This window comes from Pseudonocardia sp. DSM 110487 (genome assembly GCF_019468565.1).
In the GTDB taxonomy this organism is placed as follows: Bacteria; Actinomycetota; Actinomycetes; order Mycobacteriales; family Pseudonocardiaceae; genus Pseudonocardia.
The window spans coordinates 322,428-345,229 of the sequence record NZ_CP080521.1 but is presented as its reverse complement, the minus strand read 5'-3'; the positions used below and the strand labels follow the sequence as shown (position 1 = coordinate 345,229).

Here is a 22,802-nt window from a genome sequence, read left to right as displayed (position 1 = left end):
GAAGACGACGGGCACCCGTCGGCGGGTTCCGCGTCGCCTCAGCAACCCCTCAGTCGACCATCGCGGGCCCGGCGCCGGCAGACTCACTGCGCCCATGACGGAGGAAGCAGGCGAGCACGACGGCGAAGGCGGTCATGACCGTGATGATGAGCATGACGTCGTCGAGCGACGAGACGTAGACCTGCGTGTTGGTCTGCTGGTAGATCGCATAGGTGCCGAGCAGCTGCCCCGTCTGCCCCTGACCGAGCGAGGGCAGCATCGCGGGGTCGAGCAACCCGCTGCGATCGGCGCCCAGCTGAGCCTGCTGGATGGTCATGAAGGCGGTCAAGGCAGCGAGCCCGAGTGCCGACGAGACGCGCTGCGCGACGTTGTTGAACGCGCTCGCCGAGCCGACGATCGCGGGCGGAACGGCCGAGATCCCACCCGTCATGATCGGCATCATGCACAGCCCGGTGCCGAAGGCCCGGAAGCAGAGCAGCCCGACGATCTCCTCCTGCGACGTGACAGCGGTCAGGTCCTGCAGGAGATAGGTCGCCACCGTCATGATCAGCATGCCGACGACCGCGGGCACGCGCGCACCGATCCGGTCGTAGATCTGCCCGGCGATCGGCATCATGACGAGCATGACGAGCGCCTGGGGCATGAGCAGCAACCCGGCCTCGAACGCCTGGAGCCCGCGCGCTGACTGGAGGTACACAGGGATGTAGAAGAGCACGGAGAACAGGCCGATCGAGAGCACCGCGATCAGCAGCAGCGAGTTGGTGTACTGCCACACCCGGAACACCCGGACGTCGAGCAGCGGGTTCTCGACAGCGTTCTCGATCACCACGAACAGCGCGAGGGACACGATCCCGAGGATGATCAGGATCACCGTGCGATAGTCGCTCCATCCCCACGACTGCCCCTCCGAGAGTGCGAGCAGCAGCGACGAGAGCCCGGTGGCGATGGCGAGGAAGCCGAGGAAATCGAACCGGCCGGCCGGCTGACCGGTGAAGGCCGGCAGCAGGAGGAAGGCCGCGATCGCCCCCAGTACGCCGATCGGCACGTTGATGAAGAAGATCAGCCGCCAGTCCACGTACTCGACCAGGTAGCCGCCGAGCGTCGGGCCGACTGCCGGCGCGACGACGACACCGAGGCCGTAGATGCCCATCGCGGCGCCGATCCGTTCCCTCGGCACGATCTGGTAGAGCATCGAGAGGCTCACGACCGGCAGGACGCCGCCCGGGATGGCCTGCAGAACCCGGAAGGCGATCATGCTCTCCAGATCCCACGCGGCGCCGCAGAGCGCCGATCCCGCGGCGAAGGCCACCAGCGCGATGATGTACAGCCGCTTCATGCCGACCCGGTTGGCGAGCCACGAGCTGGCCGGCACGACCACGCCGAGCACGAGCGTGTAGGACGTGGCGATCCACTCGATGTCGTCCGCGGTGACCCCGAAGACGTTCTGCATCTTCGGGATCGCCACGTTGACGATGCTCGTGTCGAGCACCGACATGAACATGCCGGACACGAGCACGACGAGCGGAAGCAGCCACCCCCCGGCGGCCGCGCGTGCCTCCGCGCGGGCCGCCGCCGCCTGCGTCACCGCTCAGCCCTTGTGAATGTGCACGGTGACGTTCATGCCAGGCACGATCCCGAGACCCTCCGGGTTGTCGATATCGATCTTCACCGGGATCACCTGCGTGACCTTCTGGAAGTTCCCCGAGGTGTTGGACTCCGGGAACACCGAGAAGACACCCGCGGCCCCACCCTGCACTTCGCGCACCGATCCCCTGAACTGATGGCCGGGGAACGCGTCGACGTCGATGTCGACGACCTGGCCGGGACGGACGTCGTCGATGTCCGTCTCGTCGACGCGCGCGGTGACGTAGATCTTGGAGAAGTCGTAGGCGACCGCCAGCTCGGTGCCCGCCGTGACGTAGGTGCCCTCGACGGCGTTGTTGACCGCGACCGTGCCGTTGCCCGGAGACCGCACCGCCATCTCCGGCTGGACGAACGCACCCTGGATGCGGATCCGTCCCACGACGTGGTCCTGCTGCAGCTGCGAACCCTCCGTGGCCCTCCAGTCGATCACCGTGCCGCTGGTGGGCGCGTTGACCGAGATGCGGTCGCCGTCGACCTGCGCGTTGTCGGTGGTGACGTAGTTCTGCGCGTCGATGAAGTACCAGGCGGTGACCCCACCACCGGCAACCACGGCGATCACGAGGATCAGGACGAGCGCGATCCTCGTGCCCCGCGACATCTGCCGCTTCTGCTTCGGCTCGGCGGCGTCGCCTGCGCTGTTGGTGCTGTTGGTGTTGCTGTCGTTGCTCTTGGCCTCGGTACCCCTGCCATCGGTGCTGCCGTTGCTCACCGCGACCGGCTCCGTGATCGGACCCTCAGACATCGATCGACTCCCCTCCGACCTCGAGTATCCGCTCGTTCACCGTGGGGTGGGCAGCACGATCTGCTGCCCCTCCCGCAGGCCGGAGAGCACCTGTGTGCGGTCCGCCCCCACCTTGCCCGGCTCGAACGGAACCGTCGCCTGGGTGCCGTCGGAGTTCAGGACCGTCACCACGGAGCGACCGTTCTCCTGGCGCACCGCCGCGCTCGGCACAGTGAGCACGTTGGCGAGCTCCTCGGTGACCACGGTGGCGCGCACCGTTTGCCCGTCCTTGATCCGCGGGTCCGAGTTGTTGACGACGATCGTCACGTAGTAGGTGACAACCCCGGAGATGGCGGTGCCGGTCGGTGCGACCGAGAGCACCGTGCCCTCGAGCGTGACGTCCGGGACCGCGTCGACCGCCACGTTGACCTTCTGGTTCTGGCTGATCGTCGCGGCGTCCGACTCGTTGAAGGGGACAACCACCTGGAACGCGTCGATGTTGTCGAGCACCAGGAACTGGGTGCCGCCGGGCCGGGCCGGGTTGGCGCCGACCCCGGCAGCGGCCTGCGCCGCCGACGCGGAGTCCACGCCCGGGATGCCCGCCTGGCTTCCCGGGGCAAGGGCACTGGTGCCGCTGCTCGGCGCCAGGTACTCCCCGACCACACCGTTGACCGCCGAGACCGTGGCGGCCACCGGCGAACGCAGCGTGGCGTCGTCGACGTCGCGCTGCGCGGCGGCCACGGCCGCCTGCTGGCTCACGACGGCGCCGCGCTGCTCCTCGATGTTGAACGGCCGGTCCGACCGCTCCGAGTTCGCGTTGTTGCGGGCGCTCACCACCGACTGCTCGGCGTTCGCGATCGACAGCTCGCCGCTGGCCCGCTGGGAGTCGCGCGACCTCTTCGCGGAATCCACCGCGTTCTTGCTGACCACGACCGTCTGCTTGGCCGACGCCACCGCGGACTTGTCCGACGGGATGGCGCTGCACGCGGCCGACTGGTTCGTCGAGCTCGGGGTCACCGACAGCAGCGAGCCCGACGAGTTGGTGGTGCTGCCGTCCTCGTCGTCCGAGTCCTCGCTGCCCTCGGCGCCGCTGCCCGACGAGCCGCTGCCCGACGAGCCGCCGTTGGCGGAGTTGCTGCGCCCCGAGCCGTTGTTCGTCGAGCTATTGCTCGGCGAGTCGTCGTCGCACGCCCGCTCGTCGGCCTCGAGCTGGTCCTCGGCCCTGTCGAGGACCTTCTTGTCGACCTCGAGCTTCCGCTCGGCGTTGTCGATCTCCTGCTCGGCCGCGTCGAGCGCCTCGGAGGCCTGCTTGCGAGTCTTGTCCAGGATCTCCTGGGCCTGTGACAGCGAGTCACCGGCACCGTCGGCGACCGGGGAGTTGATCAGCCGGTCGAGAGCGGCCTGCTGGGACCTCAGCTGCCCCTGCTGCTGCTCCAGCGTCTGGCGCAGGGCGAAGTCGTCCACCGTGGCTATCACCTGCCCCGGCTCGACGCGGTCGCCGACCTTCACGAAGACGTTGGTCAGCTGACCGCCGTCCGGGAAGCCCATGTTCTGCTGGCTGGCCGCGCTCATCGAGCCGGTGGCCGACACGCCGCTGGTCACCGAAGCGCGCTGAACCGTCGCAGTTGTCGGTCTCGAGGCCTCCTCGCTCGTGCACGAGGCAACCAGGAGCACGGCAAGTACCCCGCACCCCGCCGCGCCGATCCGCCGCAGCCGTCCGGCCGACATGTAACGCCGGTTCATCCGCTGCACGCTCCCCTCCCGCTGATGCGGCACAATCACCACGCTCTAGAAACGAGAGTGGAGTCTCGCAGATACCGTTTCCCGCCATCGAGTGACCCCGATCATGCGAGAGTGACGGCCTGATAAAACGCTGAGACCCAACCGAGAGGACGGCCGTGGGAGACGAGCAGCAGCCCAGACTGCGGGCTGACGCGCGCCGCAACCGCGACCGTATCGTCGCCGCCGCCAAGACGTGGTTCGCCACACACGGCCCGGACGCGCCCACCGAGGAAATCGCTCGATCGGCTGGCGTCGCCACGGGCACGCTCTACCGGCACTTCGCCGACCGGGAGGCCCTCATCCGGGCGGTGGCCGTGAACAACTTCGAGAACGCGTTCACTGAGGCGAACGCCGCCCTCACCGAGGAACCCTCGGCATGGGACGCATTGGTGCGCATTCTGCGCCAGTCACAGGAGCTGCGGCTGTCCTTCCGGCTGCTCACGGCCTACCCGCACGTGCACGCGCTCCTCAAGAAGGAACGCGACGTCGACCAGTCCCGCCGGCACATGATCGAACTGCTCGACCGCGTGGTGCGCAGGGCGCAGGCCGAGGGCACGCTACGCACGGACGTCGGCACCGGCGACGTCGCCGTGATGTTCGCGCTGCTGGCCCATCCGCTGTCGATCGAGTGGAGCGCCTCAGCGCAGCTGGCCTCGGAGCGCTGCATGGCGCTGCTCCTGGAGAGCCTCCGGGCCGGCCGGGAGCACGACCCCCTGCCAGGGCACGTCATCTGGGCCGACCACATCACGAGCAACTGACGCGATCAGGCGGCCGGGAGGCGGGACCGTTCACGGGGAGCGATCTCCGGGTGGTCGACGGCGGGATCCCAGCCGAGGTCCTCGGTGGTCCTGGCCGTGGAGTAGAACCCGGCGGTGCCCGCCATCGGCGCGCGCAGGGGCACGCCCGGGTACCAGCGCGCGGCCAGCTCGGCGCTGGGCGTGCGGGTGATCGTGCGGTCGGCCACCACGTGGTAGACGGCGTGGCCCGGGGTCGGGCGGAGCACCGCGAGCAGGCAGGCGGCCGCCGCCGCGTCGAAGCTCACCCAGCCCCACAGGTCCTTGCGAGCCCTGCCGTCGTCAGGTCCACGGGACTTCGCCGCTTCCGCGTCGTCACGCAGGCCGTGCAGCCGCAGCGCGGAGAACGCCACGTCCAGCCGGCGGCGCGCGAACGCCGCCGACTGCTGCTCGACGATCCATTTGGACAGGCTGTAGGCGTCCTCGGCGTAGGTCGGATGGTCCTCGTCCACCGGGAAGTAGTCGTAGCGCGGCTCCGCGCTGTAGACGCCACCGATCGCGTTGATGCTCGACGCGAGGCAGACGCCCTCCAGCCCGTGCTCCTCGGCGGCCACCAGCACGTGGTACGTGCCGTTCACGTTGACGCGGTGGACCTCCGGCTCCGGGTAGCCGGGATGCACGAGCCCACCCAGGTGGATCACGGCCTCGGCGCCGGCGAGCGCGGTCTTTGCCTGGTCGAAGTCGGTGAGATCGGCGGCCCGCCACTCCACCCGTCCCGCGGGCTCCTCGGTCGCGCCGGGCAGATCGGTTGCGACGACCTCGTGCCCGGCGCGCAGGGCACGGGCGACGACGTGCCGGCCCAGCCGGCCCGCCGCGCCCGTCACGGCGATCCTCAACTCAGCTCCACAGGCGGTCGTGGCTCGTCTCGCCGTCCCAGTGGGTCGTCTCGGCGAAGAACACCGGGTCGCGCGGGTCCAGCTGCTGGCGGAACAGCTCCTCGTTGATCTCTCCGAACCCGAGGCCCGGGGTGTCCGGCACCGTGATGGACCCGTCCTGGATCAGCGGCCGGGGCAGGCCGGTGACCAGCTCACTCCAGAACGGCACGTCGGCGGCGTGGTGCTCGAGCGCGAGGAAGTTCTCCGTTGCGGCGGCGAGGTGGACGCAGGCCATCGTGGCGATCGGCGACGCCGCGAGGTGCAGCGCCATGGCGATTCCGCGCTCCTGCGCGTAGTCCCCGAGCCGCTTCGTCTCGGCGATCCCACCGGACGTGGCCGGGTCGGGGTGCACCACGCGGATGGCGCCCGCGTCGAGCAGGGGTTTGAAGCCCTCGGTGAGGTAGATGTCTTCACCCGTGCAGGTGGGCACCGCAACGGCCTCGGTGAGCTGACGCCACTGGTCGGTGAACTGCCACGGGATCAGGTCCTCGATCCAGGCCAGCGTGAACGGTTCGAGGGCCCGCCCGATCCGGATGCACGAGTCGAGGGCGATGTGGCCGAAGTGGTCGGCCGCGAGCGCCACGTCGTAACCGACGATCGACCGCACGGTGTCGACGTAGCTCGCCAGGTGCTCGACCCCCTTGGGGGTGACCTGGATGCCCGTGAACGGGTGCATCGTCGAGACGTCCTCACGCGCCCCTGGCGGGGCGATGAGCGTGCCGGGGACGTCCCACAGCAGCGAGATGCCCACGTCCATCTTGAGCATCGTGAAGCCGCGGCGCTTGCGCTCGAGCAGCCGCTCGCCCATCTCGTGCGGGTCGAGCAGCGACGGCGTGTCGGCGTAGCACCGCACCGTGTCGCGGAACTTGCCGCCGACGAGCGCGTACGCGGGCACGCCGTACGCCTTGCCCGCCAGGTCCATCAGCGCCATCTCGATGCCGGACACGCCGCCGCCCTGGCGGCCGTGGTGCCCGAACTGCTTGATCTTGCGGAAGACCTTGTCGAGGTTGCAGGGGTTCTCCCCCACGATCCGGCTCTTGAGCACGAGCGCGTAGCTGGCGCTGGCCTGGTCGCGCACCTCGCCGTAGCCGACGAGCCCCTGGTTGGTGTCGATCCGGATGATCGACGAGCGGAACGGCACCCCGTGCAGGTTCGCCACCCGCACGTCCGTGATCCGCAGGTCGCTGGGCCGCGACGCGGTATCGACGTATTCCTCGGTGATCGTGCTGGAACTCATCCACGCTCCTTGCGCCACTGCTGGAAGTCGGCCTCGATGTCGTCCGCCCAGGTCGGCACGTCGATCTGGGCGCTCGTGTAGCGCCGCTCGGCCAGCCGCTGCTTTCCGAACACGTCGCGGATGCGGGTGTCCACGCTGGTGGCGGCCACCTCCGCGGCGAGGTGGGCTGGGATCACGGCGACGCCGGTGGGGGTGCCGAGGATCACGTCGCCGGGCAGGACCGTGGCCCCGCCGATCCGGATCGGGATGTTGATCCCGGCGAGCGTGACCCCGCGGATGGGCGTGGGGTCGACGTCGCGGTGGAAGATGTTGACCCCGCCGGGCAGCTGCTGCAGGCCCTGCAGGTCGCGGATGCCGCCGTCGATCACCGCGCCCACGCCGGTGCGCGAGGCCACGGCCGTTCCGAGGTTGTCGCCGACCACCGTGCCCTCGACGACCTTGCCGAAGATGTCGACGACCATGACGTCGCCGCTCTCGAGGGTCTCGATCACCCACGAGTTCTGGCGGTCGCCCTCCATGTGCCCCTCGCGCGCGCCCGCCGCGACCACGACGGCGTCGTAGTCGGGCCGGTGCGGCAGGAACTGCGCGGTGACGGCCCTGCCGACGATCACCGTGCCCGGGTGCGTCTCGCGCCAGCCTCCCGCGAACTGGCGCACGTACCCGGCCTGGAACAGGTGGCCCCACGCCTCCTCGGTGGTGGCGAGCTTCAGGCTCTCCAGCACGTCGTCCGGAACTCGGGGCCGGCCCGATCCGAAGCGCTCACCGGTCCACGCCGCGGTGAGCTCCTCGAGATCGTCCTTGCCGGGATGGATGCGCACGTCCGCTTCGCCTTCTTCCTGCTATACGAGATCGGTCATTCCCTGGACGGTCGATTTCAACAGCGGTGCGTAGCCGAGCAGCTCGGCGCGTTTCACCGCGAACGTGACGGTGGAGATGCTCACGCCGCCGCGCGGCCGGCCTGCCCGGTCGAGGACAGCCGCACCGAGGCAGCGCACGGTGGCCTCGTTCTCCTCGTCGTCGACGGCGAAACCGCGCTCGCGCACGGCGGCCAGCTCGGCGTGCAGGGCCGGGAGGCCGGTGATCGTGGCCTCGGTACGGGCCGGCATGCCCGCCGAGGCCATCACGGCGTCCACCTCGTCCGGAGGGAGATGGGCGAGGACCGCCTTGCCGATCGCCGTGCAGTGCAGCATGAGCTGGTTGCCCACCCGCGAACGCATCTCGTACGGCTTGTCGCTGTCGACCTTGTGCAGGTAGACGGCGTGGTCGCCGACCCGGACCGCGAGGTGCACCGTGTTGCCGCCCGCGCCCTCCTGCAGCCGGCGCAGGGCGGGCCCGACCCCGGCCGACACCACCGAGACGAGCTGCGCGCCGAGCCCGGACAGCCGCCCCCCGACGCCGTAGCGCCCGTCGCCGCAGTTCTCGGCGAACCCCTCGGCGGTGAGCGTGGCCAGCACGCGGTACGCCGTGGAGCGGGGCACGGCCGCGCGCTCGGCCACGTCCATCAGCCGGTGCGGCCCGTCCGGCACGGCGAGCGCCTCGAGGATCCGCATGGCTTTCTCGACGGAGGTTCCCGCCGCGCTGGCCCGCCCCCTGCGAACCGGCTGTATCGATGACGCTGAGGTCATCCCTTCACAGCACCCGCAGTCAGACCCTCGGTCAAGAACCGCTGTCCGAAGGCGTACATGAGCACCACCGGAATGCTGATCAGCAGCGATGCCGCCGCCAGCTGGCCCTGCGGCACGACGTCACCGAAGATCATCGACTGCATGCCGACCGGCAACGTCTTGTAGTCGTCGCGGGTGATGAACACGAACGCGAAGAGGAACTCGTTCCACGCGTTGGTGAGGGTGAACAGCGCCACCGCCAACAAGCCCGGCTTCGCCAGCGGCAGCACGATCCGCACGAACGCACCGAACCGCGTGCAGCCGTCGACGAGCGCCGACTCCTCCAGATCGGCCGGGATCGACTTGAAGTAGCCCACGAGCAGCCACGTGGCGAACGGCAGCGTGAACGTCGGGTACGTGATCACCAGCGACCAGAGCGAGTCGTTCAGCCGGACCCCGCTCATCATCTGGTACAGCGGGATGAACAGCAGCGCACCCGGCATCACGTACGTGAGCAGGATCGTCACCGTGAAGCTCTCCGAGCCGCGGAACTTCAGCCGCGCCAGCGCGTAGCCGGCGAGCGCGGCGCAGACCAGCGCGATCAGGGTGGACGCCGTGGCCACCATGACGGTGTTGAGGTACCAGGTGCCGAACGCCCGGCCCGAGAAGAGGTTGGTGAACTGCTCGGTGCTCCACGGGGTGGGCCACAGGTCGCTGGTGCGCATGACGATCTGGGTGTCGGACTTGAACGCCGTGACCGTCATCCAGTACAGCGGGGCAAGCACGAACCCCAGCAGCCCCACGAGCGCGACGCCCGATCCGACGCCGTTCACCAACCGGGCCGCGAACTGGTTGCCCCGCGCGGCCAGCGTGGAGACCACCCGCCCGATGATCGCCGCGAGGAGCACGAACACGCCCAGCACGAGCGCTGCCTTCCACACGATGTGCGGTGAGGCCCAGATCAGCAGCAGCGTCGAGACGGCGACGATCACCCACGGCATCGCCTTGCGCTGCGCCGGGGTCAGTCGGCTGCGCCCGAAGTCGCCGGTGCCGGGCCCGTCGCTCCGGCGCATCAACCGGACCAGGATGACCACGAGGATGCCGATGATCGGCAGCATCACCAGCGTGACCGCGGCACCGGCGCCCTCCTGCAGCTGCTGGATGGCCTTGGAGTAGGCCACCATCACGTACGGCGCGGTGGCGTCCCCCGGCCCGCCCTGGGTCATCAGCCAGATCAGGTCGAAGTTGTTGAACGTCCAGATGGACGACAGCAGCACCGTCACGATCATGACGTGGCGCAGGCCGGGCAGGGTGACGTGCCGGAAGCGCTGCCACGGGGTGGCGCCGTCGACCATGGCCGCCTCGTAGAGGGTGCTGTCGATCGCCTTGAGCCCGGCGAGGAAGGTCACCGTGAAGAACGGGATGCCCTTCCAGACGTTGACCAGGATGACCGCCGGCATCGCGAGGTTGGGATCCGACAGCCACTCGGCGGGCCAGCGGTCGACGAGCCCGATCGCGGCGAGCATCGGCCCGATCCCGGAGTCGGTGAGCACCACGTTGACGCTGCCGAAGATCGGGTCGAACAACGAGCGCCACGTGAACGCGGTGACGACCGTCGGCACCACCCAGGGAAGCAGGATGATTCCGGCGATGATCGCCCGGCCCTTGCGCATGTGGTGCAGCATCAGCGCCGCGATGAGGCCGAGGGTGACCTTGAAGATCTCGGCGTACGCGGTGAAGACGAACGAGTTGAGCACACCGGTGTGGAACACGGGGTCGTCGACGAGCGCCGTGTAGTTGTCCAGCCCGACGAACACCGTGTCCGCGCCATGCCGTTCGGTGGTGCTGGTGACCATCGAGCTGACGATCGGGAACAGGATGAGCGCCGCGATGAGCAGCCCGGCGGGCGCGAGGAAGGCCGTTGCGAGCCGCCAGTCCCGCCCGAGCATCCGCTGCGTGCCGGAGAGCGAGGTCGACCCGGCGGCCGCGGAGCGGGCCGGGGCAGGCCGCGGACTGGTGACGGTCACTGCTTGTAGCCCTGCTGCTCGAAGATCTGGACCATGCGGTCGTGGGTGGTGGCCACGGCCTCGGCCGGAGCGGTGCCCTGGACCACCGACTGCATCATGTCCGTGAGCAGGTAGGCGGCCACCGCGGCCTGCTCACCGGGGCTCGGGGCCTGCGGGAACGTGTAGCCGGTCGCGGTGGTCAACGGGATCGGCGTCCTGGTCTGTTCGCGGATCGCCGCGTATGCCGGGTCGCCGTTGGTGTAGTACGGGTCGGAGTCCCACACCTTCTCCCACGACGGGTTCACCAGGCACGGTGCCCCTTGCGCGACGCCGAGCAGGGCGGACCCGCTGACCATGAACTTCGCCACCTGCTTGGCCAGGTCGGGGTTCTTCGCCCCCTTGAACACGACGAACGAGTTCGACGAGCCGAACGCGATGGGAACGTCGACCGCCGGACCGATGGCCCCGTTGAACGGGTGGGTGTTCGCGTAGACCGGGTTGCCCTTGGTCTTCGAGTCGGCGTAGATGCTGTACTGGTTGTTGGTGACGCCAATGATGCCCGCGAGCCAGTTCTCGTTGTTGCCGGTGTCGGTCCAGCTCTCGATCCCGGGCGGCAGCATGGGCTCCCACTTCGGGTTGGTGTAGATGTCGCCGATGAACGTGACGGCCTCGACGGTCTCAGGCGAGTTGAACACCACCCTCTGCCCGGTGTTGTCCGCGATCGACCCGCCGTAGGTGTTGATGACGGACTCGATGAACCCGTTGGCGTCGCCGGAGCGGTTGATCGTGATACCCCACCCGAAGCGTCGCTGTGCCGGGTCCGAGACCGCCAGCGCGTTGTCGCGCAGCTCCTCCCACGTGTAGGTGGGCTTGAGCGGGAGCCCCTTCTCCGCGTACCAGTCCTTCCGCAGGAACATCCCGGCGGCGATGAAGTGGTAGGGGATCGCGAACCAGCGCCCGTTGAACACGCAGAAGTTGGTGGCCTCTGTCGCCGGCTCGCCGTAGAGGGCCTTCATCTCCTCGACCACGTCGGTGACGTCCTCGAGGTCACCGAGGTTATGCAGCTGGCCGACGAACCGCTCGTCGCTCATGAAGGCGAGGTCCCGGGCGGTGCCGGCCCTCACCTCTGCGTCCATCTTGGCGACCATGTCGCCGGAATCGCCCGAGACCAGGTCGTTCTGCACGGTGGTGCCGGTGGCCTGCGCGAACGCCTGGAGCGAGCGGTCGAGCGCCTGGTTGGCGGCCTCGGAGTACAGCTTCTGCGAGAGCATGCCCACCGAGCCGCCGCGGTAGGGCGCCGCGGCATCGAGCACCGCCTGCGACACCTGGACGTCCACCTGGGGTGCGGCGGGCTGACCACCGCAGGCGCTGAGCCCGACGGCGCCGAGCGCACTCATCCCCAGGAACTTCCGCCTCGACCAAACAGGTCCGGTCCGCTGTGCCATGACAACTCCTCCTGCGTCCCAACGCTGGGACGCGGCCGACGGGGCGACGGTGCTACCGACGGGGGCCAGGGGGCACGGATGCCCCCTTCCTCTCACGAGGAACGGATCCCGGTGGGATCCGCAGCAGCCGTCTCCGGCCCCCATGCCGGGAGAGACTGCGCAATATGAGTGCTTTTCACTTAGTAGAATGCCGTGCCACGTAGTGCGACCGCGGTCACACTAAAGGGGTATCGATGGGGTGTCAACGGTCACTCCTCAGAGATCTGGTGTCGACCAGGAAGGCCCTCGAAGAGGCCGTCGGCGCCACGTGGGCGCCACAGCGGCACCCCGCCCTCGCCGGAGACCTCGAGCGCGACGACGGCGGCCCGATCGGCCGAGTCGAGGGCCGCGAGGACGATCCGCATGTTGGCCACGCTCTGCGCGATCGTGCCCACCACCGGCTCGCCGAGCCGCACGGCGTCGGCGAAGTCGCAGAGCTCGGCGAAGTAGCCGTTGTCGATGCCGCGGAAGACGTCGGTGCGGGTGGTGCCGTCCGCCCGCGTGAGGGTGACCCGTCGCTCTTCCTGCGGCCCGGACAGCACGAGCACGCCCTCCGTGCCGTAGAGGCGCATGTCGTTCGGCTCCGCCGGCACCGGCACCTCGGAGTAACAGGCCGTGTAGTTGCCGATCGCGCCGGAGGCGAACGTGAGGTTCAGGGCGAGGTCCGACGGCGAGTCGATCGTGCTGTTGGCCCACTGCACGACGCCGTGCACCCGCGCCACCTCGCCGCAGAGCATCCGGATCTGCGCGATGTCGTGCACGCCCGCGTCGAGGTGGACGCCGCCGCGGTACTGGGGCCGCTGCCGCCACGGCGTGCTGTTGAAGCGGCCCTCGCGCGGCACCATCTGCCCGGCGCGCCGATAGGCCATCAGGTGCAGCTTGCCGATCGCACCGTCGTCGAGCAGGGCACGCGCGTGGCGGATGTCGTCGCGGTAGAAGTAGTTCTCCCCGACGAGCACGACCCGGCCGGGGAACTCGCGCTCGAGGTCGAGGAACGCGCGGGCCTGCTCCTCGTCGGTGCCGGTCGGCTTCTCGCAGAGCAGGTGCTTGCCCGCGGCCAGCGCGTCCCGCGCGATCCCGTACAACACCGGGATCGGCACCGAGACGAGCACCGCATCGATGTCGTCGCGGGCGAGCAGCTCCCGGTGGTCCGTGGTGCCGCGCGCGGGATCGAGCCCGCTCAGCGCCGCGAATCGTCTGCCCTGCTCGGCGGACCGGTCCGCGAAGGCCGTGACGACGAACCGGTCGGTCATCTGACGCAGCGCGGGCCAGTGCAGGTGCTCGACGGCGAGGCCGGTGCCGATCAGCCCCAGCCGGATCGGGTTCACGACCGAATCCCCGACCGGGCGAGCAACGGGGCGTTGCCCTGCACGTGGGTGCGCATGGCGGCCCGTGCGGCGTCCGGGTCGCGGGACTCGAGCGCGCGGTAGACGAGCGCGTGGTCCCGGGTGGCGTTCGGCAGGCTGCCCTGGTTGGTCACGCGACGGCTCGCGGTGCCCAGCCAGCGTGCCGAGTACATGATCCGGTCGAGGATCCGGTTGTCGGCGGCCCGGCAGATCTCCATGTGGAACTCGTGGTCGACCTCGAGGTAGGCCTCCGGGTCGGACTCGAGGCTCGCCATCCGGTCCAGCGCATCCCGCAGGCGGGCCAGTGTCTCGTCGCTGATCGCAGCGGCCGCCATCGCGGCCAGCTCCGGTTCGAGGAGCTCGCGCATCTGGTGCAGCTCGCGCAGCAGGCCGTCGACGTGCTCCTCCGGGAGCCACTCGGCCAGCAGCGGGCTCAGGTAGTCCCACTCCGCCTGCGGGCGGACGGTGACCCTGCGGCCCTGGGCGATGTCGACGATGTCGAGCGACGCGAGGATCTTGAGCGTCTCGCGGGCAACCACGCGGGAGACGCCGAACTCGCGCGAGATGTCCAGCTCGGAGGGCGCGCGGGACTCCTCGATCTCGCCGTTGACGATCCGCCGGGTCAGGCGGGCGGCCACCTGCACCGGGAGGGTGCGGACCTTGACAACGTCCGCGGCCTCTTGTCTCCTCGACATGTCATCAGCTTATATGACATGTGGTGGTTGTCACCTCTTCCAATGGGGGAAGCATGCGGATCGTCGACGTCCGAACGGCAGTGGTCGCCTACCACGGGCACGCCACACTGGTGCGGATCGACACCGACGAGGGCCTCACCGGCTACGGCGAGGCGAACCCCGACGCCGGCGCGGGGGGCGTCGTCGGCCTGATCGAATCGCTGAAGCCACTGCTGATCGGCGAGGACCCGCGCAACGTCGAGCGGTGCTGGGAGAAACTGCGCCGCCGCGTCTTCTCCGGCCCGCAGGCCGGCGTGTATGTGATCGCGATGAGCGGCATCGAGCTGGCCCTGTGGGACCTCGCGGGCAAGGCGGCGGGCCAGCCCGTGCACCGGATGCTCGGCGGGAAGTTCCGGGACCGGATCCGGCTCTACGCCGACTGCGGCGACGGCGACGACCCGGCTGGCTCGGTGTCGGGCTGCGTCGACCGGGCGCAGCGGATGGTCGCCGAGGGCTTCACGGCCATCAAGTTCGACATCGACGACCTGCACCACCCGGCCAAGTACGACGACTTCAACCACACCGTCAACGCCGCCGAGCTGCGCTCGATGGTCGAGCGGGTGGCGGCCGTGCGGGAGGCCATCGGCCCTGACGTCGACCTGGCCATCGACCTGCACGCCCGGTACGACGTGCCGAGCGCCTGCAAGATCGCCTGGGCGCTGGAGCCGTTCGACCTCATGTGGCTGGAGGAGCCGATCCCTGCCGAGAACGTCGACGCACTGGTGCGGGTGCGTGCGCAGACCCGCACCCCGATCTGCGTGGGCGAGAACCTCTACCTGCGGTGGGGTTTCCGGGAGCTGCTGGAGAAGGGAGCGGTCGACGTGATCGAGCCGGACGTGCCCAAGTGCGGCGGCCTCGCCGAGGCCAAGAAGATCGCCAACCTCGCGGAGATGCACTACGTCCCGTTCGCCCCGCACCTGGTCTCCACGCCGCTGGGCACGATGGCCACGGCACACCAGTGCGCCTCGATCCCCAACTTCCTCGTGCAGGAGTGGCACGCCCTCGAGGAGCGCGAGATCTGGGACAGCTACGTGACCGCGCCCGACGGCAGCGGCTCGATCGTCAAGGACGGCTACATCACCCTGCCCGACGCCCCCGGCATCGGCGTCGAGCTGAACATGGACGGCGTCCGCAAGCACGCCGTCCCCGGATTCGGGGTTTTCGAATGAGCGACACAGCGCAGACCGCGAAGCGGCTCAAGGCGCTCTACACCGCCGTCGTCTACGACATCATGGACGAGATGGGGCTGCCCCATCAGTGCCTCGACCTCGCGATAGCTCCCCTCGACCGTTCCATGCGGGTGGCAGGCCCCGCGTACACCGTGATGGCGGGCCCCGACATCCGCGAGCGGGACGAGATGCCCCCGAACACCAAGCTCGCCGACTTCGGCGTCTTCACGCAGATGTACGACGGCTGCGTGGTCGTCGTCGGGGCCGCGGGCGAACGACAGAGCGGCATCTGGGGCGAGCTCATGAGCAACGCCAGCCGCGCCCGCGGGGCCACCGGCGTCGTGATCGACGGCGGCATCCGCGACGGCAGGCTCGTCCGGGAGATCGACGGCCTCGGCGTCTTCGCCCGCTACACCTCGCCGATCGAGTCGCTGCGCCGCTCGCGGATCCACGACATCGAGATCCCGATCTCGATGACGGGCACCACGAGCAGCCAGGTGCGGGTGAACCCGGGCGACTGGGTCTTCGGCGACGAGGACGGCGTGCTCGTCATCCCGAAGGACGCCCTCGACGAGGTGCTCGCGAAGTCCGAGGAGGCCAAGGACATCGAGGACAAGGTCCGCGAGGAGGTGCAGGCAGGGGTGCCGGTGATCGACGTCTACAACAAGTACGGGCGGCTGTAGCTCACTTCGGGGCCAGAGCTCACTTCGGGGCCATGCAGAGGACGTAGCCGTCCAGGCCCTGACCGCTCTCGAGCCCGGCCGTCACCTCCGGACGCGATCCGCAGGCGAGCTCGAAGCCCATCGACGCGTTGTCCACCCGCTCGACCACGCGCAGGGTCGCGTTGGGCGCCCCGCAGTCCACCTTCGCGTAGCCCACGCCCTCCGACGTCTCGGCCATGCAGTCGCCCACCTGCGCGGTGTCGGGCGAGGCGTTCGGGTCGACGCCGACCAGGCCGAGGCAGAAGAGCAGGTCGGCGGCGAGGCCGTCAGCGGCGCTCGGCCCGTTCTGGTTGCCGGTGGTGACCATGTCCCAGCTGTAGCTCGTACTGGTCCCCGGCACGGACGTGCACTGGTCGCTGCCGCCGATCGTGGTGGCGTCCTCGATTCGGCGCAGCACCACTTCCTCCGCCGTGGGATCCGCGCAGTCCACCCGGCGCACGTCGGTTCTCGTGGCGTTCGTGACGCAGTCCCCCTCCTTCGCCACGTTGATGGCGGCAGCCGGGTCGACGTCACGCGGGCCGATGCAGAGCGTCGAGTTCGTCGCGGTGTCGGAGAAGCTCTCGGACACCCCGGCCACGGGGATGCAGTCACCCGAGAAGCTGTCGAAGCGTTCGAGCACGCGCAGCGATGCCGTCCCGCAGTCGGCCGTGACATAGACGTCGCCGGACTTCTCGACGCAGTCGCCGGTCTGTGGTCCGCTCGAGCAGGCGGTGAGGCCGCCACCCGCCAGCACCGCCACGGCGAGCAACAACAGGACACGCAGCACCATCTCGATCTCCCCCTCCGCGATCACTCCTAGAGACTCACAGAAACCTCACGCGTTGAGAGAAAGTGAGACAGATCACCCCACCGCCACCGCGGCCACCGCGGCCGTGCAGATGCGGGCCAGGTCGTCGTCGTCCGTGACGTAGGGCGGCATCGTGTACACCAGATCGCGGAAGGGGCGCAGCCACACGCCCTCCCGCACGGCGGCGGCGGTGGCTGCCGCCATGTCGACCTCGTGGTCGAGCTGCACCACACCGATGGCGCCGAGGACGCGCACATCTCGCACACCTGGGAGGTCGCGGGCCGGCTCCAGCCCTGCGTGCAGGCCCTTCTCGATCCTGGCCACCCCGCCGCGCCAGTCGCCACCGAGCAGCAGGCCGAGCGACGCGTTCGCCGCCGCGGCGGCGAGGGGGTTGCCCATGAAGGTGGGCCCGTGCGCGAGCACCGACAGCTCGCCGTGGGAGATCCCGTCGGCCACCTCGAGGGTGCAGAGTGCGGCGGCCATCGAGAGGTATCCGCCGGTCAGGGCCTTGCCGACGCACATGACGTCCGGGCTCACACCGGCGTGGTCGGCGCCGAACAGCTCGCCGGTGCGCCCGAAGCCGGTCGCGATCTCGTCGAACACGAGCAGCACGTCGTGGGCGTCGGCGAGCTCGCGCAGGGCCTGCAGGTAGCGGGGCGAGTGGAATCGCATGCCGCCCGCGTTCTGCACCACCGGCTCGACGATGACGGCCGCCACCTCGTGCGCGTGCCGCGCGAGCAGGTCCGCGAGGTGTTCGACGTAGGCGGGCTCGAACTCGCGCGGCGGCGCATCGGCGAAGACCTGCTCCGGCAGGGCACCCGCCCAGACGTGGTGCATCCCGCCGTCCGGGTCGCAGACGGACATGGGGTGCCAGGTGTCGCCGTGGTAGCCGCCGCGCCATGTGAGCAGCCGTCTCTTCTCGGGACGGCCACGTGAGCGCCAGTACTGCAGGCACATCTTGATCGCGACCTCGACCGAGATCGACCCCGAGTCGGCGAGGAACACGTGCCGCAGCGGCTCCGGGGTGATCTCCACGAGCGTGGTGGCCAGCCGGATCGCCTGCTCATGGGTGAGCCCGCCGAACATCACGTGGCTCATCCGCCCGAGCTGGTCGCGCACTGCCTCGTCCAGCACGGGGTGGGCGTAGCCGTGGATGGCCGACCACCACGACGCCATCCCGTCGACCAGCTCGCGCACCCCGTCAACCGGCTCAGCGAGCCGAAGCCGCACGCCGGCCGCGGACTCGACCAGGTACGGCGGGCGCACGCCCGGCATGGGCGCGTACGGGTGCCAGACGTGCTTCCGATCGAGATCGAGCAGCTGAGCGGGGGTGAGGTCGCCGGTGGCCACATCGCGACGATGCCAGCACGCGCCGGGCCGGGCGAGGTGGGATCCGGTGACGGGCACCACGAAAAACCTGAGCGATTGCTCCACTAGAATATGGAGCGTTCGCTCTGATTTCTCGCGTACCTGGAGGCTTCCGTGCCCTGGCTCTTCCTCGTCGGCGCGATCCTGTCGGAGGTCGTCGCGACCCTCGCGCTCAAACTCTCCGATGGCTTCTCGAGGCTCGTCCCGTCGATCGTCGTCGTGATCGGGTACGTCGTGGCGTTCGGCATGCTGTCGCAGGCGCTGACACGAGGGATGGCGATCGGCGTCGCGTACGGCGTGTGGGCCGCGGCCGGAGTCGCGCTCGTCGCGATCGCCGGTGCCGCGTTCTTCGGGGAGGGCATGACGATGGTGCAGGCCGGCGGGATCGTGCTGGTGATCGCCGGCGTGCTCGCCCTCGAGCTGGGGGCGGCGCACTGATCACCGACGGACGCAGGCGCAAGGGCGAGCAGCGCCGCAGGCAGCTCCTCGACGCCACGATGCGGGTGATCGAGCGGGCCGGAGTGGCCGCGGTCAGCCAGCGGGTGGTGGCCCATGAGGCGGGCGTCCCGCCGAGCGCCGTCACCTACTACTTCCCCGCCGTCGACGACCTGCTCGTCGCGGCGCTCGCCGACTGCAACGACATCTACCTGAGCGGGCTGGACGCCTGCGCCCGCGATGCCGACCCGATCGCGGCCCTCGCGCGACTGATCGCGGACGGCACCGGGGCGCGTCGGGCCTATGTCGCCGCCGAGTACGAGCTCTTCCTGATCGCGGCGCGGCGCCCGGAGATGCAGCCGGAGGCCGCCCGCTGGGCGGACGCGGTCGACGCCTTCCTCAGGCCGTACGCCGACGACCCGATCGTCCGGGCGGGGGTGGCCGCTGCCGTCGACGGTCTCCTCCTGCGCTGCTTCGTCTCGGCGGAGCCGCCGAGCGCGGACGAGGTGCACGCCGTGCTCGCGCGGCTCGTCGGCCACTGATCAGGCCGGGCGCCGCGGACCGGGCAGGATGCGCTCCACGACCTCGGTGACCAGGTCGTCGAACTGCTCCTCCGGGAAGACGTCGGGCAACGTGAGCCGGTCCAGGATCAGCCAGTTCAGCGCCAGGTAGAGCACCACAACAGTGGTGGCGTCCCCCGGCAGGCCGGACTCCTCGTGGTTGCGGATGTTGAAGTCGAGGTCGGCGCGGATCCGCTTGCTGAGCAGCTCACGCAGTTCGGGGCGGCGCGTGCTCTCCAGGCGCAGCTCCAGCAGGGCCAGGTAGCCGGATCGGAAGGTCGTGACCCGCTCCACGATGTCGCGCATGAGCTCGGTGACCCGGTCCCGGTCCCGGGGCCCGGTGAGCGACGCGGCGAGCAGAGTGGGATCGGGTTCGAGCCGCTCGTAGTAGCGGTGGCCGACCTGGGTGAACAGCTCGTCGCGGCTGCTGAAGTAGTTGGACGCGGTGCCGACGGGCACCTGCGCCTCCGCGTCGACCGCGCGGAAGGTCAGTCCCCGCGCTCCCTCCCTGGCCAACACCTCGATCGCCGCGTCCAGGAGCGCCGCCCGCCGAGCCGGGTTCTGCCGCATCCGCATCTCCTCCGTTGACACCACTTCATCCGTAGTACTACAGTCCAACCACTACATCCACAGTACTACGGAGGAGACGCTTCATGCGAGCCACGTCCTTCCCGCAGCCCCGCCCGCGGCGACCGCAGCAGCCCACCAAGCCGCGGCCGTTGCCCCGCCCCCGGCCCGTCCTACGCCCGCGCGGCAACCGGTAGCCGAACACCACGAAAGGAAGGCCCGAGCGTGCGAAAGCTCGTCTACTACGTCGCCGTGACCATCGACGGCTACATCGCCGCCCCGGACGGGAGCGTCGACCTCTTCCCAGTCACGCAGGACGTGATCGACTTCATCGTCGGCGACTACCCGGACGCCCTGCCCACCCACGTGCGCGAGCAGCTGGCGGTGGACGTCCCCAACCCGAACTTCGACGTCGGCGTGCAGGGCCGGACCACCTTCCAGCCCGCCCTCGACATCGGGGTCACCAGCCCGTTCGCACACCTGCGCCAGTACGTGGTCTCCACCACCTACGAGAGCCCGGATCCCGCCGTCGAGGTCATCTCGACCGACGTCGTCGAGCGGATCCGGAAGCTCAAGTCCGAGGAGGGCAAGGACATCTACCTCATGGGCGGGTCCCGCTTGGCGGGCTCCCTGCTCGACGAGATCGACTCGCTGGTCCTGAAGGTCTACCCGCTGGTGCTCGGATCGGGGATCCCGCTGTTCACCGCCGACTTCAGCCCCACCCGATTCCGGCTCACCGGCACCCGGACGCTGGAGAACGGGACGGTCGTCCTGAGCTACGACCGATGAGATTCCGGAAGCGCCGCAGTCCTACCTCCGAGATCCCGACGAACCCGGAGGAACGAGAGCGATGACGACGGCGCAGACAGTGCGGGCCGGCCGGCGGGAGTGGGTCGGCCTCGCCGTCCTCGCGCTGGCCTGCCTGCTGTACGTGATGGACCTGACGGTGCTGCACCTCGCCATCCCCGCGCTGAGCGCGGATCTGCAGCCGACGAGCACCCAGCTGCTGTGGATCATCGACGTGTACGGGTTCATGGTGGCGGGCGCCCTCGTCACGATGGGCACGCTCGGGGACCGGATCGGCCGGAGGCGGCTGCTGCTGATCGGCGCAGCCGCCTTCGGGGCCGTCTCCATCATGGCGGCGTTCTCCACCACGCCCGAGATGCTGATCGTCAGCCGGGCGCTCCTCGGGATCGCCGGGGCCACCATCGCGCCGTCCACGCTGTCGCTGATCTTCCACATGTTCCAGGACCCGAAGCAGCGCTCGCTCGCCGTCGGCATCTGGATCGGGGCGTTCTCCGCGGGCAGCGCGGTCGGGCCGATACTCGGCGGGCTGGTGCTCGAGGTGTTCTGGTGGGGCTCGGTGTTCCTGCTCGCGCTGCCGGTGATGGGCGCCCTACTGGTGCTCGGCCCGCGCGTGCTGCCCGAGTACCGCGACCCGAACGCGGGCCGGCTCGACGTGCGCAGCGCGGCCATGTCCGTCGTCGCCCTGCTCGCGATCGTGGCAGGCCTGAAGCACGTCGCCCAGGACGGGCCGACCACCGCAGCCGCGCTCACCATCGCCGCCGGTGCGGTCGTCGGCGCGCTGTGGGTGCGCCGTCAGCGGCGGGTTGCCAATCCCATGATCGACCTCGCTCTGTTCCGGATCCGCCGGTTCAACACCGCGCTCGTCGTGAACTTCCTCGCGCTCTTCGTGATGATCGGCTACTTCCTGTTCATCGGGCAGTACCTGCAGCTGGTCGCCGGGATGTCCCCGCTGCACGCCGGCCTGTGGTCGTTGCCGGGGGCACTCGGCTTCGTCGTCAGCTCCCAGCTCGCGCCGCGCTTCGTGCAGCGCGTCCGGCCCGCGAACGTCGTTGCCGCAGGGCTGGCCGCGGCGGCTGCCGGGCTCTTCCTGCTCACGACGGTGCAGGTCGGCACGGGGCTCGCCGCCATCGTCGTCTCGTCCGTGGTGATCTCGCTCGGCATGGGACCGGTGTTCGGCCTGACCACCGAGATGATCGTCGGCTCCGCCCCGACGGAGAAGGCGGGCGCGGCTTCCGGCATCTCCGAGACCGCCGCCGAGCTGGGCGGGGCGCTGGGGATCGCGGTGCTGGGCAGCGTCGGCGCGGCGATCTATCGCGGCGGCGTTGCAGGCGGCCTGCCCGCCGGAGTGCCGGACGAGGCCGCGCACGCCGCCCGCGACACCCTCGGCGGCGCGATCTCGGCGGCCGCCCACCTGCCCGAACCCGCCGCTGCCGCGCTGGTCGACGTGGCGAGGGAGGCGTTCGTCGCGGGGCTGCAGCTGACTTCCGCCGCGGCCGGGGTGATCGCGGCTGCTATCGCGGTGGTCGCCGCCGTGGCGCTGCGCGACAGCGAGGCGCCGCAGCAGGAACCGGAACGCGAACCGGCCTGCTGCTGAAGCCCGCGGACGAAGGCCCGGATGTCGGCCACGAGCATGGCCACGAACGGCCGGTTCCCGTCCTCTTCCGCGCCTGACCCAACCGATCGTCGGCACCAGCGGTCATCTCGGTCAACAGAGCCACACCGAGGGAGAGCGACCATGATGCCCATCCGCCCCGTGATCACCCGGATTGCTGTCACGGTCGCGCTCGCGACCGGCGCCACCGTGCTCGGCGCCGCCCCGGCGAGCGCCGCGCCCAACACCTGGGCCGCGATCGCGATCTCGGTGCAGACCGGCAACATCGGCTACTCCTACGAGCAGCCGTCGGCCGGAGCAGCCGCGAGCGCCGCCGTGGACGAGTGCGACGCACGCGGCTGCCAGGCGGCGGTGCAGGTGACGAACGGCTGTGCCGCCGTGGCACAGGCGCGGAACCGCGCGTGGGGTTGGGCCTACGCCGCGTCCCTCGAGGAGGCCAAGCAGGCGGCCGTGCGCGCAACCCCGGGTCGCGGCGCCCGCGTGCTCGCGTACACGTGCACGGGTGCCCACAGGTGATCGCCGCATAGGAGGGTCCTGAACAACTCAGG

22 protein-coding genes are annotated in these 22,802 nt (G+C 70.0%); 8 read left to right on the top strand and 14 right to left on the bottom strand.

Annotation, left to right across the window (positions count from 1 at the left end):
• Window positions 1-49 precede the first annotated feature (49 nt).
• Genes K1T35_RS01305 through K1T35_RS01295 form a run of 3 tightly spaced genes read right to left on the bottom strand, consistent with a single transcriptional unit; the run spans window position 50 to window position 3,967 of the window.
• Window positions 50-1,585: a DHA2 family efflux MFS transporter permease subunit gene (locus tag K1T35_RS01305; protein ID WP_255621465.1), complete on the bottom strand. Its 1,536-nt coding sequence runs from the start codon at window positions 1,583-1,585 to the stop codon at window positions 50-52.
• 3 nt (window positions 1,586-1,588) lie between these two features.
• Window positions 1,589-2,386 (bottom strand): efflux RND transporter periplasmic adaptor subunit, encoded by a 798-nt coding sequence (locus K1T35_RS01300; protein ID WP_220258375.1) that lies wholly within the window; start codon window positions 2,384-2,386, stop codon window positions 1,589-1,591.
• A gap of 36 nt (window positions 2,387-2,422) precedes the next feature.
• Window positions 2,423-3,967 carry an HlyD family efflux transporter periplasmic adaptor subunit gene (locus K1T35_RS01295; RefSeq protein ID WP_220258374.1) on the bottom strand — a complete coding sequence of 515 codons (1,545 nt, stop codon included), beginning with the start codon at window positions 3,965-3,967 and terminating at the stop codon, window positions 2,423-2,425.
• A gap of 296 nt (window positions 3,968-4,263) precedes the next feature.
• On the opposite strand from K1T35_RS01295, the gene K1T35_RS01290 reads away from it, so the two are divergent.
• The gene (locus K1T35_RS01290) at window positions 4,264-4,905 is read left to right on the top strand and encodes a TetR/AcrR family transcriptional regulator (protein ID WP_220258373.1); all 642 of its coding nucleotides are present in this window, start codon (window positions 4,264-4,266) and stop codon (window positions 4,903-4,905) included.
• A gap of 5 nt (window positions 4,906-4,910) precedes the next feature.
• Here the strand turns inward: K1T35_RS01290 and K1T35_RS01285 are convergent, their stop codons facing one another.
• The 8 genes from K1T35_RS01285 to K1T35_RS01250 form a co-directional block, all read right to left on the bottom strand.
• Entirely contained in the window at window positions 4,911-5,777 is an 867-nt protein-coding gene (locus K1T35_RS01285) for an NAD(P)-dependent oxidoreductase (RefSeq protein ID WP_255621464.1), read from the bottom strand.
• Between the two features lies 1 nt (window position 5,778).
• Window positions 5,779-7,053 carry a mandelate racemase/muconate lactonizing enzyme family protein gene (locus K1T35_RS01280; protein WP_220258371.1) on the bottom strand — a complete coding sequence of 425 codons (1,275 nt, stop codon included), beginning with the start codon at window positions 7,051-7,053 and terminating at the stop codon, window positions 5,779-5,781.
• Complete coding sequence (locus K1T35_RS01275; protein ID WP_220258369.1) at window positions 7,050-7,871, bottom strand: RraA family protein; 822 nt, start codon at window positions 7,869-7,871, stop codon at window positions 7,050-7,052. Before K1T35_RS01275 ends, K1T35_RS01280 begins: the two co-directional genes overlap by 4 nt.
• A 21-nt stretch (window positions 7,872-7,892) precedes the next feature.
• Window positions 7,893-8,678: an IclR family transcriptional regulator gene (locus tag K1T35_RS01270; protein ID WP_255621463.1), complete on the bottom strand. Its 786-nt coding sequence runs from the start codon at window positions 8,676-8,678 to the stop codon at window positions 7,893-7,895.
• Window positions 8,675-10,684: an ABC transporter permease subunit gene (locus K1T35_RS01265; RefSeq protein ID WP_220258367.1), complete on the bottom strand. Its 2,010-nt coding sequence runs from the start codon at window positions 10,682-10,684 to the stop codon at window positions 8,675-8,677. The genes K1T35_RS01270 and K1T35_RS01265 overlap by 4 nt, the downstream gene beginning before the upstream one ends.
• Complete coding sequence (locus K1T35_RS01260; RefSeq protein WP_255621462.1) at window positions 10,681-12,060, bottom strand: extracellular solute-binding protein; 1,380 nt, start codon at window positions 12,058-12,060, stop codon at window positions 10,681-10,683. Before K1T35_RS01260 ends, K1T35_RS01265 begins: the two co-directional genes overlap by 4 nt.
• A gap of 296 nt (window positions 12,061-12,356) precedes the next feature.
• The gene (locus tag K1T35_RS01255) at window positions 12,357-13,475 is read right to left on the bottom strand and encodes a Gfo/Idh/MocA family protein (protein ID WP_220258365.1); all 1,119 of its coding nucleotides are present in this window, start codon (window positions 13,473-13,475) and stop codon (window positions 12,357-12,359) included.
• Complete coding sequence (locus tag K1T35_RS01250) at window positions 13,472-14,188, bottom strand: FadR/GntR family transcriptional regulator (RefSeq protein ID WP_255621461.1); 717 nt, start codon at window positions 14,186-14,188, stop codon at window positions 13,472-13,474. Before K1T35_RS01250 ends, K1T35_RS01255 begins: the two co-directional genes overlap by 4 nt.
• A 53-nt stretch (window positions 14,189-14,241) precedes the next feature.
• On the opposite strand from K1T35_RS01250, the gene K1T35_RS01245 reads away from it, so the two are divergent.
• Both K1T35_RS01245 and K1T35_RS01240 read left to right on the top strand, forming a co-directional pair.
• Entirely contained in the window at window positions 14,242-15,396 is a 1,155-nt protein-coding gene (locus K1T35_RS01245; protein WP_220258364.1) for a mandelate racemase/muconate lactonizing enzyme family protein, read from the top strand.
• Window positions 15,393-16,079: an RraA family protein gene (locus K1T35_RS01240; RefSeq protein ID WP_220258363.1), complete on the top strand. Its 687-nt coding sequence runs from the start codon at window positions 15,393-15,395 to the stop codon at window positions 16,077-16,079. Before K1T35_RS01245 ends, K1T35_RS01240 begins: the two co-directional genes overlap by 4 nt.
• Before the next feature lie 19 nt (window positions 16,080-16,098).
• On the opposite strand, the gene K1T35_RS01235 is transcribed toward K1T35_RS01240, so the two are convergent.
• On the bottom strand, window positions 16,099-16,911 hold the full coding sequence (locus tag K1T35_RS01235) for a hypothetical protein (protein WP_220258361.1): 813 nt from the start codon (window positions 16,909-16,911) through the stop codon (window positions 16,099-16,101).
• 48 nt (window positions 16,912-16,959) lie between these two features.
• Window positions 16,960-18,255, bottom strand: coding sequence for an adenosylmethionine--8-amino-7-oxononanoate transaminase (locus K1T35_RS01230; RefSeq protein ID WP_220258360.1), 1,296 nt, complete (start codon window positions 18,253-18,255; stop codon window positions 16,960-16,962).
• Window positions 18,256-18,387: 132 nt separating this feature from the next.
• On the opposite strand from K1T35_RS01230, the gene K1T35_RS01225 reads away from it, so the two are divergent.
• Together K1T35_RS01225 and K1T35_RS01220 are read left to right on the top strand one after the other, a co-directional pair.
• Window positions 18,388-18,711 (top strand): multidrug efflux SMR transporter, encoded by a 324-nt coding sequence (locus K1T35_RS01225; protein WP_220258358.1) that lies wholly within the window; start codon window positions 18,388-18,390, stop codon window positions 18,709-18,711.
• Window positions 18,708-19,250: a TetR/AcrR family transcriptional regulator gene (locus tag K1T35_RS01220; RefSeq protein WP_255622798.1), complete on the top strand. Its 543-nt coding sequence runs from the start codon at window positions 18,708-18,710 to the stop codon at window positions 19,248-19,250. The genes K1T35_RS01225 and K1T35_RS01220 overlap by 4 nt, the downstream gene beginning before the upstream one ends.
• Here the strand turns inward: K1T35_RS01220 and K1T35_RS01215 are convergent, their stop codons facing one another.
• Complete coding sequence (locus tag K1T35_RS01215; protein WP_220258355.1) at window positions 19,251-19,838, bottom strand: TetR/AcrR family transcriptional regulator; 588 nt, start codon at window positions 19,836-19,838, stop codon at window positions 19,251-19,253.
• 222 nt (window positions 19,839-20,060) lie between these two features.
• Here K1T35_RS01215 and K1T35_RS01210 point away from each other — a divergent pair, with 222 nt between their 5' ends.
• From K1T35_RS01210 to K1T35_RS01200, 3 genes are all read left to right on the top strand, one after another.
• Window positions 20,061-20,624: a dihydrofolate reductase family protein gene (locus K1T35_RS01210; RefSeq protein ID WP_220258354.1), complete on the top strand. Its 564-nt coding sequence runs from the start codon at window positions 20,061-20,063 to the stop codon at window positions 20,622-20,624.
• 61 nt (window positions 20,625-20,685) lie between these two features.
• On the top strand, window positions 20,686-22,236 hold the full coding sequence (locus K1T35_RS01205) for an MFS transporter (protein WP_220258353.1): 1,551 nt from the start codon (window positions 20,686-20,688) through the stop codon (window positions 22,234-22,236).
• A gap of 141 nt (window positions 22,237-22,377) precedes the next feature.
• The gene (locus K1T35_RS01200) at window positions 22,378-22,770 is read left to right on the top strand and encodes a DUF4189 domain-containing protein (RefSeq protein WP_220258352.1); all 393 of its coding nucleotides are present in this window, start codon (window positions 22,378-22,380) and stop codon (window positions 22,768-22,770) included.
• The last annotated feature ends 32 nt before the right edge of the window (window positions 22,771-22,802 follow it).

Bases quoted from the DNA above. Each gene is read 5' to 3' on its own strand.
- K1T35_RS01300 (WP_220258375.1), bottom strand. From the start codon at position 2,386: ATGTCTGAGGGTCCGATCACGGAGCCGGTCGCGGTGAGCAACGGCAGC.
- K1T35_RS01280 (WP_220258371.1), bottom strand. From the start codon at position 7,053: ATGAGTTCCAGCACGATCACCGAGGAATACGTCGATACCGCGTCGCGG.
- K1T35_RS01270 (WP_255621463.1), bottom strand. From the start codon at position 8,678: ATGACCTCAGCGTCATCGATACAGCCGGTTCGCAGGGGGCGGGCCAGC.
- K1T35_RS01260 (WP_255621462.1), bottom strand. From the start codon at position 12,060: ATGAGTGCGCTCGGCGCCGTCGGGCTCAGCGCCTGCGGTGGTCAGCCC.
- K1T35_RS01250 (WP_255621461.1), bottom strand. From the start codon at position 14,188: ATGTCGAGGAGACAAGAGGCCGCGGACGTTGTCAAGGTCCGCACCCTC.
- K1T35_RS01245 (WP_220258364.1), top strand. From the start codon at position 14,242: ATGCGGATCGTCGACGTCCGAACGGCAGTGGTCGCCTACCACGGGCAC.
- K1T35_RS01240 (WP_220258363.1), top strand. From the start codon at position 15,393: ATGAGCGACACAGCGCAGACCGCGAAGCGGCTCAAGGCGCTCTACACC.
- K1T35_RS01215 (WP_220258355.1), bottom strand. From the start codon at position 19,838: ATGCGGCAGAACCCGGCTCGGCGGGCGGCGCTCCTGGACGCGGCGATC.
- K1T35_RS01205 (WP_220258353.1), top strand. From the start codon at position 20,686: ATGACGACGGCGCAGACAGTGCGGGCCGGCCGGCGGGAGTGGGTCGGC.
- K1T35_RS01200 (WP_220258352.1), top strand. From the start codon at position 22,378: ATGATGCCCATCCGCCCCGTGATCACCCGGATTGCTGTCACGGTCGCG.